The sequence below is a fragment of the Mesorhizobium sp. M7A.F.Ca.US.005.03.2.1 genome (assembly GCF_003997795.1).
GTDB classification, from domain to species: domain Bacteria; phylum Pseudomonadota; class Alphaproteobacteria; order Rhizobiales; family Rhizobiaceae; genus Mesorhizobium; species Mesorhizobium ciceri.
In genome coordinates this window covers 1-16,256 of the sequence record NZ_RZRP01000042.1, presented here as the reverse complement: position 1 = coordinate 16,256, position 16,256 = coordinate 1, and the positions used below count along the sequence as shown (strand labels likewise).

Here is a 16,256-nt window from a genome sequence, read left to right as displayed (position 1 = left end):
GGTTGAAGCCGACACCGAAATTGCCAAGTATTCTTGCCCTGACCCCGCCTGCAAAGAGATCCGCGCCAAGCCGGTCGGTTACGGTCGGCAGCACGGCATCGGCAAGCAGCAGGGCCTGGCGAAGCTCTTGTTGCTCATAGGGCCGATCGGCTTCATTCAGCGTGACATCGAAATGGTCGCCAAGGCGCTGTTCGACCTCATGCGGCCAGCGCCGGGTAACGATTACCTTCGGTTTGCTCATGGCTACGATCCTCTCAAGCCGCGCGTTCGTGCCGCGGCTGCAAGGTCCGGCCGATCTCGGCGCGGTACCATTCCTGCGCAGCGGCAACACCGGAGCCGGCCTCGATTCGGGCTCCGGCGTCGCGTAACGACATTTCCGCCGAGGCCAGGGCGGCGAGGCACATGACCTCGTTGAGGTCGCCGAGATGGCCGATGCGGAACACGCGGCCAGCCACCTTGCTGAGGCCCGCGCCGAAGGATGTGCGATATCTGGAATATCCGTTGGCGATGACCTGTCTGGCATCGACGTCCTCGGAGACGACGATCGCCGAAACCGTATCCGACCACCATTTTTCCTCGTTGGCGCAGAGCTTTAGTCCCCACGCATGCACGCCGCGGCGCACACCTTCGGCGAGCCGGTGGTGCCGGGCAAAAATCTGCTCCAGTCCCTCGGCAAAGATAAGGTCGAGGCTGGCTCTCAGGCCAAGCAGCAACTGCGTTGGCGGCGTATAGGGGAAGAAGCCGGTCTTGGACGAAGCCTGCATATCCTCGAAGCTGAAATAGCAACGCTCCATGCGCGACTGCTTGTGCGCTTCCAGACCCTTGGCGCTCACCGCCAGGATGCCGAGACCGGCAGGCAGCATCAGCCCTTTCTGCGAACCGGTGATGGCGAGGTCGACGCCCCATTCGTCCATCCGGAAATCGATCGAGCCGATCGAGCTGACGCCGTCGACGAACAGCAGCGCATCGTGAGCCGTTTCGTCGAGCGCGGCACGCACGCCGGCGACGTCGGACGTCACGCCGGTCGCGGTCTCGTTGTGGGTGGCGAATACCGCCTTGATCTTGCTGCCCTTGTCGTCGCCCAGCCGTTGCCGATAGGCGTCGAGCGGAACCCCCTCACCCCATTCGACATCGATGCAATCGACCTCAAGTCCAAGGCGCTCGGCCATATCGACCCACAGGTGCGAGAACTGGCCGAAACGCGACATCAGCACCCGGTCGCCACGATTGAGCGTGTTGGAGATCGCCGCTTCCCAGGCACCGGTGCCTGAGCCCGGAAAGATGAAGACGCTGCCGGTCTCGGTCTTGAATATCCGCTTCAGGTCGCGAAACAAGGGCAGCACCAGTTCCGGAAAATCCGGTGCGCGCATATCCTGCATCGGCACGTTCATGGCCCGCCGCACAGCGTCGGGAATGTTGGTCGGACCCGGGATAAAGAGATGCGCCGTTCCATTTTTCATGATCTGGTTCTCCTGTTGATATGAGCATCGCCACACACGGGTCGGTGTTGCCGCCTTACGCGAACACAACCGTTTTTCGTCCGTTGATCATCACGCGGGCTTCGAGGTGCCGTTTGATGGCACGCGCCAGAACGCGGCTTTCGATGTCACGGCCGGCCGCGATAAAATCCTCGACGCTCATGGAATGCGTTACCCGCTCGGTTTCCTGCTCGATGATCGGCCCCTCGTCGAGTTGGGCGGTCACATAGTGAGCCGTGGCGCCGATCAGCTTCACTCCGTGCTCGAAAGCCTGGTGATACGGCCGCGCGCCCTTGAAGCTTGGCAGGAACGAATGGTGGATGTTGATGACCTTGCCGAACAGGCGCCCCGCGAGGTCGTCGGAATACACTTGCATGTAGCGAGCCAGGACGACGAGGTCGGCGCCGACGTCCTCGATCACCGCCAGCATCCGGCCTTCCTGTTCCTGCTTGTTCTCCTTCGAGATGGGCAAGACGTGGTAGGGAATGCCAGCCCATGCCGCAGTTTCGCGGCTGTCTTCGTGGTTGGAGATGATCGCTGCGACCTCGGCTTCGAGCCAGCCAACACGGATCTGGTAGATGAGGTGAAGCAATGCATGGTCAAACTTCGAGACCATGATGACGATTTTCGGCCGACGGCTCCGCTCAAGCAGGCGGCTGCTCAGGCCGAAGCGATCCACCACAGGCGCAAGTCCCTTGGTGATGGCATCGGCAGACACCCAGGCGGGCGCCGAAAAGGCAATGCGCATGAAGAAACGGTTCGAGGCCCTGTCCCAATGCTGGCTGCTTTCAGCAATGTTCGTGCCAAGGTTGGCGAGTTCGGTCGTCACTGCCGCTACGATCCCGGCCTGGTCTTCGCAGGACAGCGTCAGAATGAACGACAGTCGAAGCGCTGCACAATTCATCGTTCGTTGACCCGCGGCCAGCACGCCTCGCGATAATCGGCGAACCAGGCAAGCGTCTTTTCCCATCCGCCGAATGGGAAGAAATGGAGGTGTAGTGGCGCGGTCGGCGCCGGGTAGCTTGCCGCCATGGTTTGTAAGATCTCGGCTGGGTTCCGGTCGGCCACGATGTTGAAGAGGCCGCTGGCGGAACGCCGCAGCGCCGCGATCGAAGGGCCGACACCGCACATCATGGCGAACCGGATGAGTTTGGTAAGGCTGGTCACACCGGCCAGACCAACATGAACCGGCAGCCCGGGATGCGCCGTATGCAGACTGCTCGCCCAGGCGGCGATCATGTCGCCATCGAAGGCGAATTGCGATACGACCCTGGCTTCCAGCGACTGCTCGGCACAGATGTCGAGCTTGCGCCGCAATGCGTCCGTCAGCACGGCTTCGACGATGCTTGGATGCCCTTCCGGATAGCCGGCAACGAAGGCGGTTCGTATCGCACTGTCTTTGACCACGGGATGGGCGAGCAACTGGGTTGCCTCTCCCAACGGCCCCGGAAAGAGAGCCGGATTGCCGCCAAGAAAGAGCGCTTCGCTTATCCCGTTTCGACTGTGGGCGGTGACAAGATCGATATAGTCCTGCTCCGAATTGAAGTTCCGCGCGCCCAGATGTGGCACCGGCACAAAGCCCAACTCCTTGATCCGGCGCGCTGCTTCGATTTGCAAAGCCTCGGGCTTGCCGGGAAGGTGAGTAAGAAAGACGCGCGAGCCAAGCGGGAAGCAGTCGGCTGGTGGCGCAAAGGTGGGTGCCTGCGCCGGTGCCAGTTCGATCGACACCTCCGCGTCGAACACAAATGTAGCCGAACCTCGCGTCTGGATAAGCTCTTGGCGCATGTCGTTCATGATCTTTCCAGGTCTCTCCCGACCAGCTTCACGATTTCGCGGCACCGTAGGCCGCGGCAATGGGAGCCGGGCAGACCAGCTGCCCGGCTTGTCGTCACGGGAGGATGCAACGACAGGACTCTCAGTTCTGAAACAGCGTTTCGCTAACCGTTGGCGGCGCGTTTGAGCGACAGGAACGGCAGCGCCACGACACGCGCCCTGACATCGGCCGCCACGCCATCCTTGTTCCACTTCAGCGTGAGCTCGGTGCCGGTCTCGGCGGCCTCACGCCGCAGATGGCCGAAGCCGATCATCCTGCCGGTCGAAGGTGACCAGGCGACGCTGCTGGCGTGCCCAACTTCCTTGCCGCCGCGAAAGGCTTTCAGCGGATACCACTGCACGCGCCGCAGATTTCCGGGCGCATTGCTCTCAAGCCCCTTGCCGTCGAGGGCTTGCGACCAGTCGATGTCGAGCCCGACGAGCTGGCGATGGTCACCCGTGTTCGACATGCGCTGCAGCGCCGCCTTGCCGATGAAATCGGCCTTGCGAAAGTCGACCAGCCGGCCCAGGCCGAGGTCGAAGGGCGACGCACGATACTTTCCAGCTGCCTGAATGCTGGCGCCGCCATGGTCTGGGCCGGCACTTGTATAGTCGTAGCCAACGATCAGCAGCCCGGCTTCGAGACGTGCTATGTCGAGCGCCCAGGCGCCGGCAGGAAGGATGCCAAAAGGCTTGCCTGCCGCCTCGACCGCGTCCCACACGGCGGCGCCGTCATCCGCCTTGACCCACAATTCATAGCCATGCTCGCCGGTAAAACCCTGGCGCAGGATCTCGACCCGTCTGCCGGCAATTGTGACGATGGCCAAGCGAGAGAACGGCAATTCCTGCACGGACTGGGTGACAGCCTCCAGCACTTCGCGGGAACGCGGTCCCTGCAAGGTGAGGATGCCGTAGCTATCGGATATGTCGGTGACACGGACGTCGAGGCCTTCGGCATGCTGCTTCCACCAGGAAAGGCCGGGATCGGCGGAAACGCGGAAGGTGGTTTCGTCCATGCGGAAAACCAGACCGTCGCCGACGACATGGCCGTTCTCGTCGCACCACGGTGCATAGTAGATCTGGCCGACCTGCAGCTTCTTGATGTCGCGCGGGATGAGCGCATCCATCATCCTCTCGGCATCCGGACCGGCAATGACATATTTCGACAGTGGTGACATGTCGCCCATGGCCACCCTGTTGCGGATAGCCGCCAGTTCCTCGACCATATCGGAGTAGCAATCGACGACCATGTTCCTGTCCCAGCGCATCCAGAGTGCGTTCTGGTTCAGTGGCGCCGTCCGTTCGACGAAGGGCGTGCCGCGAAAGGCGACATGGGCATCTGCCACCACGCTCAGGCCGGACGTGAATTTGATGTCGTTCATTCCAGGTCTCCTCCCAGTCGCAAGGCACTTTGCTGCGACATTCGACGACAACGGGTGAGGAACAGCGCACCTCGCGCCATGGAAACGAAACCATCCAAGCGCAGACCGCAGGGACGGCTTCCTGCGAGCAGCAACCCGCTCAGTCAGATGTCTCTTGCCTCATCCGTATCTTGGGTGAGACTTTCACTTCGCAGCGTTTTTCGGAATGCCCCCGGTTGCCGACGGCATACCCGCAGTTCAACCTGAATATTTGAAGCCGCCGTCGGATTGCTTTCGCTGTCAGCCTTCACCGGCAAATGCTCGCTTGCGGTCGACCAGGTAACGCCGTCGCACCGCACAAGCTCGGCCCGTTCAGCCGTAGCATCGAAGCCTGAATTGGCAGCTCGACGCGTGGGGGGAAAGGCGGTAGCGCGCTGGCGCTACCAAATTTCTCACCCAGGAGTGCGGTGAGACGTCCGGCGATTTCGACTTCGATTCCGCGGATCATCGTGCGATCGAATGCTGGCATTTCAACCAGGTCCAGCATCGCCTCCGCAGAATCGTCAGCCGGCCTGCTACGCTGCGAGGGAGCCCGCCGGTCCGTCGTAGATTATAGCAATATGTATATTAGCTATTCCTTGACAATCGATGTGGGCTCTGGTTTCCTGATTTTACGGGTATTTAACCAAGTTCGTTGCGTTTTTTACGGACGGTGTTCGCATGTCAACAGTGGTTGTCGCGGACCCGCGGGGGGTATATCTCGCCGGTCTGGAATGGGTGTTGCAGAAGGCTGGACACGATGTTGTCGCCCAGTGTCGCCGCCCTGTGGACGTTCTCGCTCATGTGGAGCGCCATCAACCTGATATCGTCATCGTCGGCGTGGATCTCGCGGACCAGCAGACATCAGGTCTTTCCTCACGGCTGAAGGCCGGCAACAGCGCTCTCGGCATCATCTTCATCGTGCAGCCAACCGGCAGGCTCGATGTCAAGGAAATACAGACACTCGATGTCGACGGCCTGTTTCTGGACGGCATCAGCCACCGCTTTCTCATCGAATGCGTGAATGCGGTGGCGGCGGGCAAGAAGTGGATCGACAACAAGATCGTCCAGCAGCTGCTGATGCCTGGCTCGCAGCCGCAGCCAATGTCCCGGCTGACCGGGCGGGAGACCGAGATCGCCGATCTCGTCTCGCGCGGGCTGCGCAACAAGACCATCGCGCAGCGGCTGCATTTATCCGAAGGCACGGTGAAGATGCACCTGCATCACGTCTACGAGAAACTGCATCTCGGCGGCAGGGCGGAACTGGCCTGGATGACGCACGGCAAAGGCGTCGAGCGTCCAGGAACGGGCCGAACCGGCCTGCTCTGACCGCCCCTCTCCCCTCTCACGGACATTGTACGCAAGGCAACGGCCGGAAAGCCGTCCGACGGCATCTTCCTTGCGCCGTCGCGGCCTCTCCCAGCGCCCGCCAGCCTGATCTATCGAAGGATATATATCGTTCGATCAGGTGCGGACATTGACCGCAATACTATCGAAGCGGGAATGGACGCGCCCTCTTCGCCGGCGGCACATTGCAGGATTAAAGGCCGCAATTCAGCGGGTCAGCGGGTGCACTCGGGTAGGGGCATCCAGCATCTGGGGAGGGGAACCCCTTTTCTTGGTGCGTTCAAAAAGGGGAGAATCTCCATGGCACTCGACATCACAACTCAAGAAATCATCATCGACGAGACCATCGGCCTTCAGGACGATGATGTTAACCCGTCCGTCCCGCCGCACATCACCAACACCACGCTGCAGTATCTCCTGAGCCTCGACGCTCCGGGCGGACTGACTTCACCGGAAGTCGCCTTCCAGGCCAACTTCGTGGTGGCCTCGGCGAGCGCAGGGGAAACCATCACCTCGGTCGTTCTGACGCAGAGCGCCTCCGGGACCCCGTTTTCCGCCACCGTCGGCATCAACAGCGGCATCCGGACGGTGGACGGCAATTATGTCTGGCTGTTCCAGGACCCAACGGATGCAAAGGTCGTGATCGGCGTCATTGGCACCTCTGACCAAGCCGCCGAGCCCGCCGAAACCGGGCCGCTCGCCTTCTCGCTTGCGCTGATCAACACCAGCGCCACCAATGCGGACCTGTACACGGTCGAGTATGTGCCATTGCTCAATCCGGACGCGACCAACCCGGACGACCGCATCGATCTGACCAACAAGGTGTTCGCATCGGTGACGGGCACCAGCGTGGCCAGTTTCTTAGGCTCGGCCGCCGCGCCCGGCAATAATGATTTCTACCTGATCAATTCGGCCAATGACGCTTCCAAGCAGCTTCTGGTGATCGGTTTGAACGGTGGCACCGCCAACGTCAGTGAACAGGGCTTCGGCATCAACAACCAGAGCATCAATCCGAACGAAACTCTGCAGGTCGATTTTGTGACCGGCGGAAACCTGAACGCAGGTAGTGCCTCGCAAATCCAGTACGGCGGCCATATCGAGACCATCACGCAGGCCGGGTTCACGATCAGCCAAATCACACCTTCTACTCCGACTGCGCGGGTGGACGTCCAAGTCAGTGCCTTTAACGTTACGAACAACGAACAAGGCACGGACTTCTTTGACGGCACTGCGACCAGCTCCGTGGACATCACCGGGATCAAGTTGACGGGCACATCGGGGTATGCGTCCCTCATCACCGCCGATGGCACCTATGCCACGGGGAGCGGCAACATCACGGTCACCGGGCTCACCGGGACCGGGAATACTGTCACCATCACCGGGCTCGATAACACCACCACCGTCGATGTCACCACCAGCGGCCCAATGGATCGGCTGGCGGTTAAGGGGGTCGATGCAAACGAAGGGTGCGACATCTCCGAGTTCCATTTCTCGGCGACGAGCACCAACGCCTATAGCGAAGAGGTCGGCTCCTTCATCAACTTCGACGATGACGGGCCGACGCTTTCGATCACGGCGGCAGTGACGGTCGGTCCCGCCGAGGTGGTCGAGGCCAGCGGGGCTGGCGGGCAGAGCCAGGCGACGATCACGCCGCCGACCTTCGACGCCGGCGCGGTCGACGGCTACACGACAGATGTGGGCTACGCGCTGGCTCTGGCCGGCGCGGCGGCGACCGGGCTGGTGACGACGGACGGCAACCATGCCATCACGCTGGTGGTCGACTCGGCCACCCAGGTCTCTGGCAAGTACGACAGCGACGGCAACAGCTCGCTCGATGCGACGGCGTTCACGGTGACGCTGTCCGGCACGACGGTGACGCTGACGTCGTTGGTTGCGCTTGAGCACTCGAACGCGCCGCAAGGCGGGGGCGAGGACAACACCCTCGACCTCAACGGTCTGATCAACGTGGTGGCAACGGTGACGGTGACGGACGGCGACGCCGACGTCGTGTCGCAGCAAAGCACGAGTTCGGGGCTGTCGCTGATCTTCGACGACACCGATCCGACGATCACGGCACCATTCGACGCTGATCCCATTGCTGGCGGCATCCAAAGCCCCGAGCATCTGGGCAACGCGGTGGGCCAGACGGCCAGCGGGACCTTCGGTTACGACATGGTGGACAAGCACACGGCCGCGGAATATTTGGCGGGTGCCAGCGACTTCGTCGATACCAATAATACCCTCGCAGGTGTGCAGATCAACTTGACGGGTACGGTTGACAACGCGCAGACCCCCGGCATCACCCAAGCGGTCGCAACCCTCACCACTGAGACCGATCTATCTGCGACGTTCAACTTCTCATTCCACTACGACAAGGATCCGATCACGGCTGGTGTGCAGGACGCTACGGCGGGCGGCACTCTTTTCTTCGACAAGATTGCCGACACCTACACTTTCACCCTGACCGACGCGGTCGAGGGGTTCAGCTTCGACGTGTTGCACACCAGCGAGTTGGTGAATAAGGCACCGACCGGCAACACGGGACACCCGCTGATCGTTGCGGAGCAACTGACGCCGAACGGCGATCCGGATCCGTTCTTCGTGCAGTTCACCGCAAACTCGACGACCAACTCCATCAAGTTCGGCTTTAACTCGACCGGCGACGGAGCGACCGTTGGTGACACCACGTTCAACAACGGCGGTGCCACCCACGACATGATCACCAACCTCCACGAAGACTGGGTGTCTGCAACCCAGGCCACCAACGGTGTCGCTGGAGATACAATCCAGAAGGGTGAAGCTCTGACCTTGCGGTTCTTCGAACAGAACATTCTGACGGACGTGAACCCGAAGGCTCCCGATGGTGGCACTGAGCGGCTGGACCCGACCGCGAGCGCCAGCGGCGTCGTCATCAAGTTCGACGGCGTCGGCAACAGTGAAGACCTGGTCCTGATCCTCGACCTGAAGGATGCCAACGGGAACGAGGTGACGAGGGCGGTCAACGTGCAGAACTCGGACCTGATCAAGGGGAACGCCAATATCCCCTCCCCGTACAGCACCGAGTTCACGCTCGATAACAACGATGCGCTGCTTATCCTCGAACAGAACGACTACACGGTCGCTGGCGAGACATACCAGATACAGGGCATCCAGATCATGCAGAGCGCCAACGGGTTGACGGGCACCGCCATCAACCTGAACGGGGGCATCGGAGCCAGTGGCGGCAGCAATGCCACCAGCGGCCTGACAGCTTGGGACCCGACCGATAACGATGTCCTGAAGATCGTGGACATCGGGTTTGTGCAGCAGACCAGTGGGACATTCAACGCCAACCTCGACTTCAGCTTCGCTTTGGCTGACGCGGACGGCGATCCGACTGCAACGCAGCACATCCCGGTGACCGTCAGCAACGACTACATCGTCTAGCACTGAGCCAAGGGGAGGCAGTTAGCGCTGCCTCCCTCCCCCTGTGGACACAATCGCGTGCCTCGCGCGCCTGTTGCAACCCGCACGCCGAGCAGAGACATAACATGGCCAAACCAGCTAACTCACGTCCCTCTGCCCTGCAGGTGGTGATGAAAGAGGCCAGACGCGCCATCCGGCCGCTCGTCTGGTTCAGCGCCGGGATCAACGTGCTGATGCTGACCGGGGCGCTGTACATGCTCCAAGTCTACCACCGCGTGCTGGGCAGTCACAGCACGGAGACACTGGTCGCCTTGACGTTGATCGCGGCCACGGCGCTCGCGACAATGGCGGCACTGGAAGTGGTGCGCCAGCGCCTGCTGGCCAAAGTCGGAACGTGGATGAACGCGCGGTTAGCGCCGGTTCTCCTGACCGCATCGGTAGAGTACGCCGCCGCGGCGCCCGGCCAGGTTACCACCCGCGCGCTACGCGACCTGGATCAGGTGCGGAATTTCTTCACAAGCCCGAGCATCTACCCGATCCTGGACGCGCCTTGGGCGCCGATCTTCTTCGCCGCCATCTTCCTCATGCACCCCTGGTTGGGCTGGCTGGCATTGTGCGGTGGGATTGTATTGCTGGCACTGGCGATCCTGAACGAGTACATGACACGCAAGCCGCTGACGGAAGCCGGCAGCGCACAGGTCCGGGCTTACACACAGGCTGACGCCGTGATCCGGAACGCCGAGGTCGTGCAGTCCATGGGCATGTTGAAGCCCCTGCTCGAAATTTGGAAAGTCCACCAGGACGAGGCGAACGACGGACAATCCCGCGCCAGCAGCCGGGGCGGCACCATCTCGGCCATCGCGCGCTCCTTCCGTCAGGCCCTCCAGATGGCCATCCTCGGCCTCGGCGCTTATCTTGTACTGCGGAACGAGGCTTCAGGCGGCATCATGATCGCCGCTTCCATCCTGATGGGCCGCGCGTTGGCCCCGGTCGAACAGGCGATCAGCACGTGGAAGGCGACCGTAGGGGCCCGCGCCGCCTACAAACGCCTGGTTGCAGTCGCCGGTCAGTACCAGGAGGCCACACCGGCCTTGCCGTTGCCGCGCCCGAAAGGCAGGTTTGAGGCCGACAACATCGGACTCGCCCGGCAGGGCGGCGGCGAGCCGATTCTGAAAGGAATCAACTTCCACCTCAACCCCGGGGAAGTGATGGCGTTGATCGGTCCGAGCGCGGCCGGCAAGACAAGCCTGGCGCGCGTGCTGGCCGGCGCCTGGCGCCCATCCGCAGGCCGTGCGTTGCTCGACGGCATGGACGTCGCCCAATGGGCGTCGGAGGACCGGGGCCGCCACGTCGGCTACCTGCCGCAAGACATCGAGCTCTTCGCCGGCACCGTCTCGGAAAACATCTGCCGCTTCGCCACTCTCAATCCAACGGTCTTCAACAGCGTGATCAAGGCCGCGCAGCTGGCCGGAGTCCACGAACTGATCAAGGGACTGCCGAAGGGTTACGCCACCGAGATCGGCGAATCCGGCGCCGTCCTGTCAGGCGGGCAGCGCCAGCGCATCGGGTTGGCGCGGGCACTCTACGGCGACCCGGCACTCCTTATCCTCGACGAGCCCAATTCCAACCTCGACAAGGAGGGCGAAGACGCGCTGGCCGCCGCCATCGGCATCGCCAAGGCGACGAAAACGACCGTCATCCTGATCGCACACCGCCCTAACATCATGGAGAAGGTCGACAAGGTGTTGGTCATCAACCGTGGCCAGCAAGACCTGTTCGGTTCACGTGACTATGTCTTCAACGAACTCGCCGCGCGCATCCGCCAGGTGAGCCAGATACCTGTGAGTCACGCGCCAGAAATCTCCGCCGCCGTGATCGGCGTCGGCAACGGGCCAAGCCCCTCTTCAAAGCGTCCGTCGCGTCAAAGTGCATTGAGCACGACCGAAGTGGCGAACCAGGCATGAAACGAGGACAGATATGAGCGTCGTGCTGTTACCCACCCCGCCACCCTCTCTGCTGAAACCGCTGCCCTTGCGCCTGACAGGCGTGACCTGCACCGGCTTCGCGATCATGTTCCTGTTCTTCGGCGTGGCCGGGGGCTGGGCGGCTCTGGCGCCGTTGGACAGCGCCGCTGTGGCGCCGGGCGTTATCAAGGTCGCCGGCGACCGCAAGCTGATCCAGCACCTCGAGGGCGGCATCATTGCGGAGTTGAACGCCGCCAACGGGGATATCGTCAAGGCGGGCAAGATCCTCGTCCGGCTCGACGACACGCAGGCAAAAGCGCAGCTCGACCTGATCCAGAACCGGATAGCAACGCGTGAGGCGCTGGCCGCGCGTCTCAGGGCCGAGCGTGACGGCAGGGCCGAGATCGAGTTTGATCCGGCGTTGCTTGCAAACCCCGCCGCCGCCGCAAAGGACGCGGTGGCCGCACAGCGTGACGTGTTCGCTGCGAAGCACCACAATCTGGCGGACGAGCGGGAAATCCTCAGCCAGCGCCGCCACCAGACCGAGGAGGAGATAAAGGGACTGGAAGAGCTTATCGTCACCAAGGACAAACAGATCGAGGCAATCGAGGGTGAAAGCAAAGACCTTGAGGGGCTGCTCAAGAAAGGGCTGACCACCCGCGAACGGAACCTGTTGCTCAGACGCCAACAGCGGGAGATCGAGGGGGAGCGCGCCACCAATGTCGCGGCAATCGCCCGTGCCGGAAGCGCAATGGCCGAGATCGACATGCAGATCCTGAACCTCAACACAGTGCGTCTGAACGAGGCCGTCGACGAGTTGAGCAAGGTCGAGGCGGAATTGTTTGACCTCGGACAGCAGGAGCGTTCCGCCAGGGACGTGCTGAGCCGTACCAACGTCGTCGCGCCCGTTGACGGCATCGTCATGGAGCTGAAGGTCCATACGGCGGGCGGTGTCGTGAAACCCGGTGAGACATTGATGACGATCGTACCGCTCGGACAACAACTCGTGGTCGAGGCCATGGTCAAGCCGGAGGATGTCGAGACGATCACACCCGGACAGCCCGCGCGCGTCAGCTTCCCGGCCTTCGCCCGCTACAACCTGCCGCCGCTCGAGGGTGTCGTGGAGATCGTGTCGGCTGACCGCATGGTTGAGGAACGAAGCGGCGCACCGTATTTCGCCGCGACGGTTCTGATCGACAAAAGCGAACTCGGCAAGCTGGAGGGCCGCAAGCTGCTGCCCGGCATGTCGAGCGAGACGATGATCCGGACGGGGGCTCGCACCGTTCTCTCTTATCTCGCCGAGCCGATCACGCAGAACTTCCGCCGGGCGATGCGGGAAAAATAGCCGTACGCCGCCCAGCGAAATTCAAGACAGCAGCATTCGCCCGGCCGTGATCGCCAGGAAGAATGCAAAGGCAAGTTTCAGGTAGCGCGGATTGAGCGCGTGGGCGAGCCTTGCGCCCAAGGGTGCGAACAGGAAGCTCACGGGCGCTATGATGGCAACCGCCGGCAGGCTGACGTAACCCAGGCTGAGCGGAGGCCTGCCTGCAATTGCGAGACCCGACCAGATGAAGCCGGCCACTGCCGGAAGCGCGATAAGCAGGCCAAGCGCCGACGATGTGCCGACGGCCCGGTGCACCGGAAAGGAAAAGCTGGAAAGCGTCGGCACCGAGAGCGTGCCGCCGCCAATTCCCATGAGCGAAGAGACAAAGCCGATCACAGAAGCGATCGCACGGTTGATCCAGCCGCTCTGCGGCAAGTGATCGGAGATCACGAGGTGCTTCGGCAACGCCATGTTGAGGGCCACCAGCAGGCCGACGACGCCGAAAACCAGCCGCAAGCCGGCGCCCGGGATGAACTTCGACGTGATGCCACCGATCAGGGCACTCACGAAAACGGCCGGTCCCCACAGAGTGAGCAGAGGCCGATCGACATTGCCGCGCCTGTTGTGCGACCGCATTGACGAGATCGAGGTGGGGATGATGACCGCAAGCGACGTCGCGACAGCCAGATGGCTGATCACAGCAGGCGAAAAGTGGAACAGGCTAAGCACCCAGAACAGCACCGGGACGATGACGATGCCGCCGCCGACCCCCAGCAGACCGGCGAGCACGCCGGAGGCCATTCCGGTCATGGCCAGACCGGCGACCAGCATTGCAATCGTCAGCCCGTCGAAAGCCGACGTGTCGAATCCGAAGTCCACTGTGATTTTTCCTTGATTGGCCGCGCTCGTCCGCTGCTGCGACCCCATGCAGGTCGCCCGGAAATGCGCAACAGGTTTTGGGATGCGCTTTGGCTAGTGGCGCACCATCCCGGCGTCGACATTGAGCGTCTGGCCGGTGATCCAGCGCGCATCGTCGGAAGCCAGGAACGAGACCACATCGGCGATATGTTCCGGCTGCCCCTTGCCTTTCATCGCCTGAAGCATCTCGACGAAGCCGAACGCCTCATTGTGCGGGCTCGCCTTGACGCCGTCGCTCTCGACCAGGCCGGGCGTCACCGCATTGGCGGTGATGTTGTATTTGCCGAGTTCGGTGGCGAGCGCCCTGGTGAAGCCTATGACGCCGCCCTTGGCCGCGACATAGGCCGCCATGTTCGGCGTGCCGGCAAAGAAGGTGTTGGATGCGATGCTGATCACCCGCCCAGCTTTGCCTGCCGCACGCATCTGGTCCGTGCCGGCGCGGCTGACGATGAAGGTGCCTGTCAAATTGACGTCGATGATCTTGCGCCAATGGTCGAGGTCGACATCGTCCCAGGCGACGAACGGCACGATGCTGGCATTGTTGACCAGGATGTCGATGCCCCCGGTCAGGGTCTGGATTTCGGCGAAGAGTGCCTTGACGGAGGCCGGATCGGAAATGTCGGCGGCAATCGCCCTCGCCCTTCCGCCTATTGCCGTGGCCGCCGCCTTGGCGCCTTCGGAATTGATGTCGCTGACGATGACGGTTGCCCCGTCGGCGGCGAGCCGCGCGGCGATCGCCTTGCCGATACCCTGCGCAGCGCCCGTAACCAGGGCCGTCTTCCCCGCAAGCCGTTCAGTCATGAAAATGCTCCCTCAATCCGTGGTGATATCTGTTCAGGCGTCGGCGTCGATCACGGCCAGCGCCGCGTCGATACCCCTGCCGATCGCCAGTTTCTGGCCGGCCGCGTTCATGGCGCCGCCAAGTGCCGTCAGCGCCGCGATCGCATAGATCGGCTGGGCGGTCGGACCCATATGGCCGATGCGCGTCAGCTTGCCCAATGTCTCGCCGCGGCCAGACGAAAACACCACCCCGTAACGGGCACGGGCAGCCTGGCGAAGCGCCTTCTCGTCGACGCCTTCGGGGGTGCGGACAGCGGTCGTGGTCGGCGACGCGATGCTGTCGCTGGCGGCCCAGATCGACAGGCCCATCGCGGTGACGCCGGCGCGCATGGCCTTGGCGGTGAGCGCGTGGCGCGCCCATACCGCCTCCGGCCCCTCATTGAGATAGAGGTCGAGCGCGACATCGAGCCCGTTGATCTCCGAGACCGACGGCGTGAACGGAAACGGCTTTTCCCGCGACCACGCATGCTCCCAGTCGACGATGCTCAGCATCGACGCGCGGGGGGCTGCCTCGTTGCCCTTCATCTTGGCCCAGGCCCGCTCGCTGACGCCCATCATCGTCAGGCCGGGAGGCGCCCCCAGGCATTTGTTCGGGCCGGTGACATAGATATCGGCCTTGCAATCCTGCGGATGCGTCCTCATGCCGCCAAAGGACGAGACGGCATCGACGATGAGATAGCCGCCATGCGCTGAAACCAGCGCACCGATGGCGTCGATCGGATTGATGGTGCCGGATGGCGTGTCATGGTGGCAGACCGACACGATGGTGATTTCCGGATGCTTCTTCAGCATTGCCTCGACCGCCTGCGGATCGATCGCCTCGTTGTAGGGCACCTCGATCTCGAGCAGATGTGGCGAATAGCGCTTCGCCCAATAGCCGAACCCCTTGCCGTAAACGCCGGAGGCAAGGTTGAGCACGACATCGTCCGGCGTGATCAGCGAGGCCGCGGCGGCCTCCAGGCCAAGCACCGGCTCGCCATGCAGGATGACCGGCTTGTTCGACAGCCGCATCGCCTTTTGCGCCTTGTCGACCACACCCTCATAGAAAAGCTGGAACGCCGGGTCGTAGTCGTAGAGCACCGTGCGGCCGAGACCGCGCAGCACTTCGGCATAGGCGTTCACCGGTCCCGCGGTCAGGGTGATGATCGGATCGGCGTGTTCGAGATAGCGCATCGTCTTGTCTCCGGATTGGCGGCGGTCAGCCGTAGAATTGCGTGCCGGTCTTGTAGGTCTTGAAGTTGTCCATGTCGTGCGAGTACATCAGCTCGGCGCCATGGTCTTCGGCGAGTTTCTTCACCTTGCGCATCGAATTGACGCCCGCCACCGGATCGATGTGGAAGGCCGCCTGGCACAGCGTCTCGAGGCTCTTCTGCGTATAGGCCGCATCGATCGTGAACATGATCGGCTTGCGCTTGGGGAACTCGACCAGCAGGCTGTAATGGCCGATCGAATGGCCGGGCGTCGAGATCAGCCGGACGCCCCTGGCAAGCTCGACGTCGCCATCGATGCTTTCAAAGGTCGAATTCGCCCGTGTCGTTCCCGCAAGCAATTGCCCGGTCGCGCCACGCGCTTCGGCAGCCTCCGCCGAAAAACTCAGATCGGAATAGCCGAGATGCTCGAAAGGTTCGGGATTGCAGGCCTGCGGCACCTCGGTCCGGTGGCAGATCTTCTTGGCGTGCGGAAAATACTTGTTGCCGCCGCAATGATCGAAGTGGAAATGCGAATTGACGACAACGTCGATGTCCTTCGGTTCGAGGCCGAGCAGCGC

The 16,256-nt window shown here is 62.4% G+C and carries 12 protein-coding genes and 1 pseudogene; 4 read left to right on the top strand and 9 right to left on the bottom strand.

What is annotated here, in order from left to right; genetic code table 11:
- The 5 genes and pseudogenes from EN991_RS04445 to EN991_RS04425 all read right to left on the bottom strand — a co-directional run.
- Nucleotides 1-241, bottom strand: a pseudogene (locus EN991_RS04445) (D-glycerate dehydrogenase); the annotation flags it as partial.
- Between the two features lie 13 nt (nucleotides 242-254).
- Nucleotides 255-1,460 (bottom strand): aminotransferase class V-fold PLP-dependent enzyme, encoded by a 1,206-nt coding sequence (locus EN991_RS04440; protein WP_024505109.1) that lies wholly within the window; start codon nucleotides 1,458-1,460, stop codon nucleotides 255-257.
- 55 nt (nucleotides 1,461-1,515) lie between these two features.
- On the bottom strand, nucleotides 1,516-2,382 hold the full coding sequence (purU, locus tag EN991_RS04435; protein WP_027163729.1) for a formyltetrahydrofolate deformylase: 867 nt from the start codon (nucleotides 2,380-2,382) through the stop codon (nucleotides 1,516-1,518).
- Entirely contained in the window at nucleotides 2,379-3,272 is an 894-nt protein-coding gene (locus EN991_RS04430) for a methylenetetrahydrofolate reductase (protein ID WP_127368237.1), read from the bottom strand. Before EN991_RS04430 ends, purU begins: the two co-directional genes overlap by 4 nt.
- 143 nt (nucleotides 3,273-3,415) lie before the next feature.
- A complete protein-coding gene (locus EN991_RS04425; protein ID WP_127368236.1) occupies nucleotides 3,416-4,672 on the bottom strand; it encodes an aminomethyltransferase family protein in 1,257 nt (418 codons plus the stop codon).
- 699 nt (nucleotides 4,673-5,371) lie between these two features.
- Between EN991_RS04425 and EN991_RS04420 the strand changes: the two genes are divergently transcribed.
- The 4 genes from EN991_RS04420 (at nucleotide 5,372) to EN991_RS04405 (ending at nucleotide 12,751) form a co-directional block, all read left to right on the top strand.
- Nucleotides 5,372-6,019, top strand: a complete 648-nt coding sequence (locus EN991_RS04420) for a response regulator transcription factor (RefSeq protein ID WP_127368235.1) — start codon at nucleotides 5,372-5,374, stop codon at nucleotides 6,017-6,019.
- A gap of 318 nt (nucleotides 6,020-6,337) precedes the next feature.
- Entirely contained in the window at nucleotides 6,338-9,463 is a 3,126-nt protein-coding gene (locus EN991_RS04415) for a DUF5801 repeats-in-toxin domain-containing protein (RefSeq protein WP_127368234.1), read from the top strand.
- Between the two features lie 104 nt (nucleotides 9,464-9,567).
- Nucleotides 9,568-11,406 (top strand): type I secretion system permease/ATPase, encoded by a 1,839-nt coding sequence (locus EN991_RS04410; RefSeq protein ID WP_127368233.1) that lies wholly within the window; start codon nucleotides 9,568-9,570, stop codon nucleotides 11,404-11,406.
- A gap of 13 nt (nucleotides 11,407-11,419) precedes the next feature.
- The gene (locus tag EN991_RS04405; protein ID WP_127368232.1) at nucleotides 11,420-12,751 is read left to right on the top strand and encodes an HlyD family type I secretion periplasmic adaptor subunit; all 1,332 of its coding nucleotides are present in this window, start codon (nucleotides 11,420-11,422) and stop codon (nucleotides 12,749-12,751) included.
- 21 nt (nucleotides 12,752-12,772) lie between these two features.
- On the opposite strand, the gene EN991_RS04400 is transcribed toward EN991_RS04405, so the two are convergent.
- From EN991_RS04400 to EN991_RS04385, 4 genes are all read right to left on the bottom strand, one after another.
- Complete coding sequence (locus tag EN991_RS04400; RefSeq protein WP_127368231.1) at nucleotides 12,773-13,609, bottom strand: sulfite exporter TauE/SafE family protein; 837 nt, start codon at nucleotides 13,607-13,609, stop codon at nucleotides 12,773-12,775.
- Between the two features lie 93 nt (nucleotides 13,610-13,702).
- Nucleotides 13,703-14,449 (bottom strand): SDR family NAD(P)-dependent oxidoreductase, encoded by a 747-nt coding sequence (locus EN991_RS04395; RefSeq protein WP_127368230.1) that lies wholly within the window; start codon nucleotides 14,447-14,449, stop codon nucleotides 13,703-13,705.
- 33 nt (nucleotides 14,450-14,482) lie between these two features.
- Nucleotides 14,483-15,661, bottom strand: coding sequence for an alanine--glyoxylate aminotransferase family protein (locus EN991_RS04390; protein ID WP_127368229.1), 1,179 nt, complete (start codon nucleotides 15,659-15,661; stop codon nucleotides 14,483-14,485).
- Nucleotides 15,662-15,686: 25 nt separating this feature from the next.
- On the bottom strand, nucleotides 15,687-16,256 hold a 570-nt coding region (locus EN991_RS04385; RefSeq protein WP_164768860.1), incomplete at its 5' end, for an N-acyl homoserine lactonase family protein.

Coding starts and splice junctions, on each gene's coding strand:
- EN991_RS04420 (WP_127368235.1), top strand. CDS start 5,372: ATGTCAACAGTGGTTGTCGCGGACCCGCGGGGGGTATATCTCGCCGGT.
- EN991_RS04440 (WP_024505109.1), bottom strand. CDS start 1,460: ATGAAAAATGGAACGGCGCATCTCTTTATCCCGGGTCCGACCAACATT.
- EN991_RS04410 (WP_127368233.1), top strand. CDS start 9,568: ATGGCCAAACCAGCTAACTCACGTCCCTCTGCCCTGCAGGTGGTGATG.
- EN991_RS04430 (WP_127368237.1), bottom strand. CDS start 3,272: ATGAACGACATGCGCCAAGAGCTTATCCAGACGCGAGGTTCGGCTACA.
- EN991_RS04390 (WP_127368229.1), bottom strand. CDS start 15,661: ATGCGCTATCTCGAACACGCCGATCCGATCATCACCCTGACCGCGGGA.
- EN991_RS04425 (WP_127368236.1), bottom strand. CDS start 4,672: ATGAACGACATCAAATTCACGTCCGGCCTGAGCGTGGTGGCAGATGCC.
- EN991_RS04415 (WP_127368234.1), top strand. CDS start 6,338: ATGGCACTCGACATCACAACTCAAGAAATCATCATCGACGAGACCATC.
- EN991_RS04395 (WP_127368230.1), bottom strand. CDS start 14,449: ATGACTGAACGGCTTGCGGGGAAGACGGCCCTGGTTACGGGCGCTGCG.
- purU (WP_027163729.1), bottom strand. CDS start 2,382: ATGAATTGTGCAGCGCTTCGACTGTCGTTCATTCTGACGCTGTCCTGC.
- EN991_RS04405 (WP_127368232.1), top strand. CDS start 11,420: ATGAGCGTCGTGCTGTTACCCACCCCGCCACCCTCTCTGCTGAAACCG.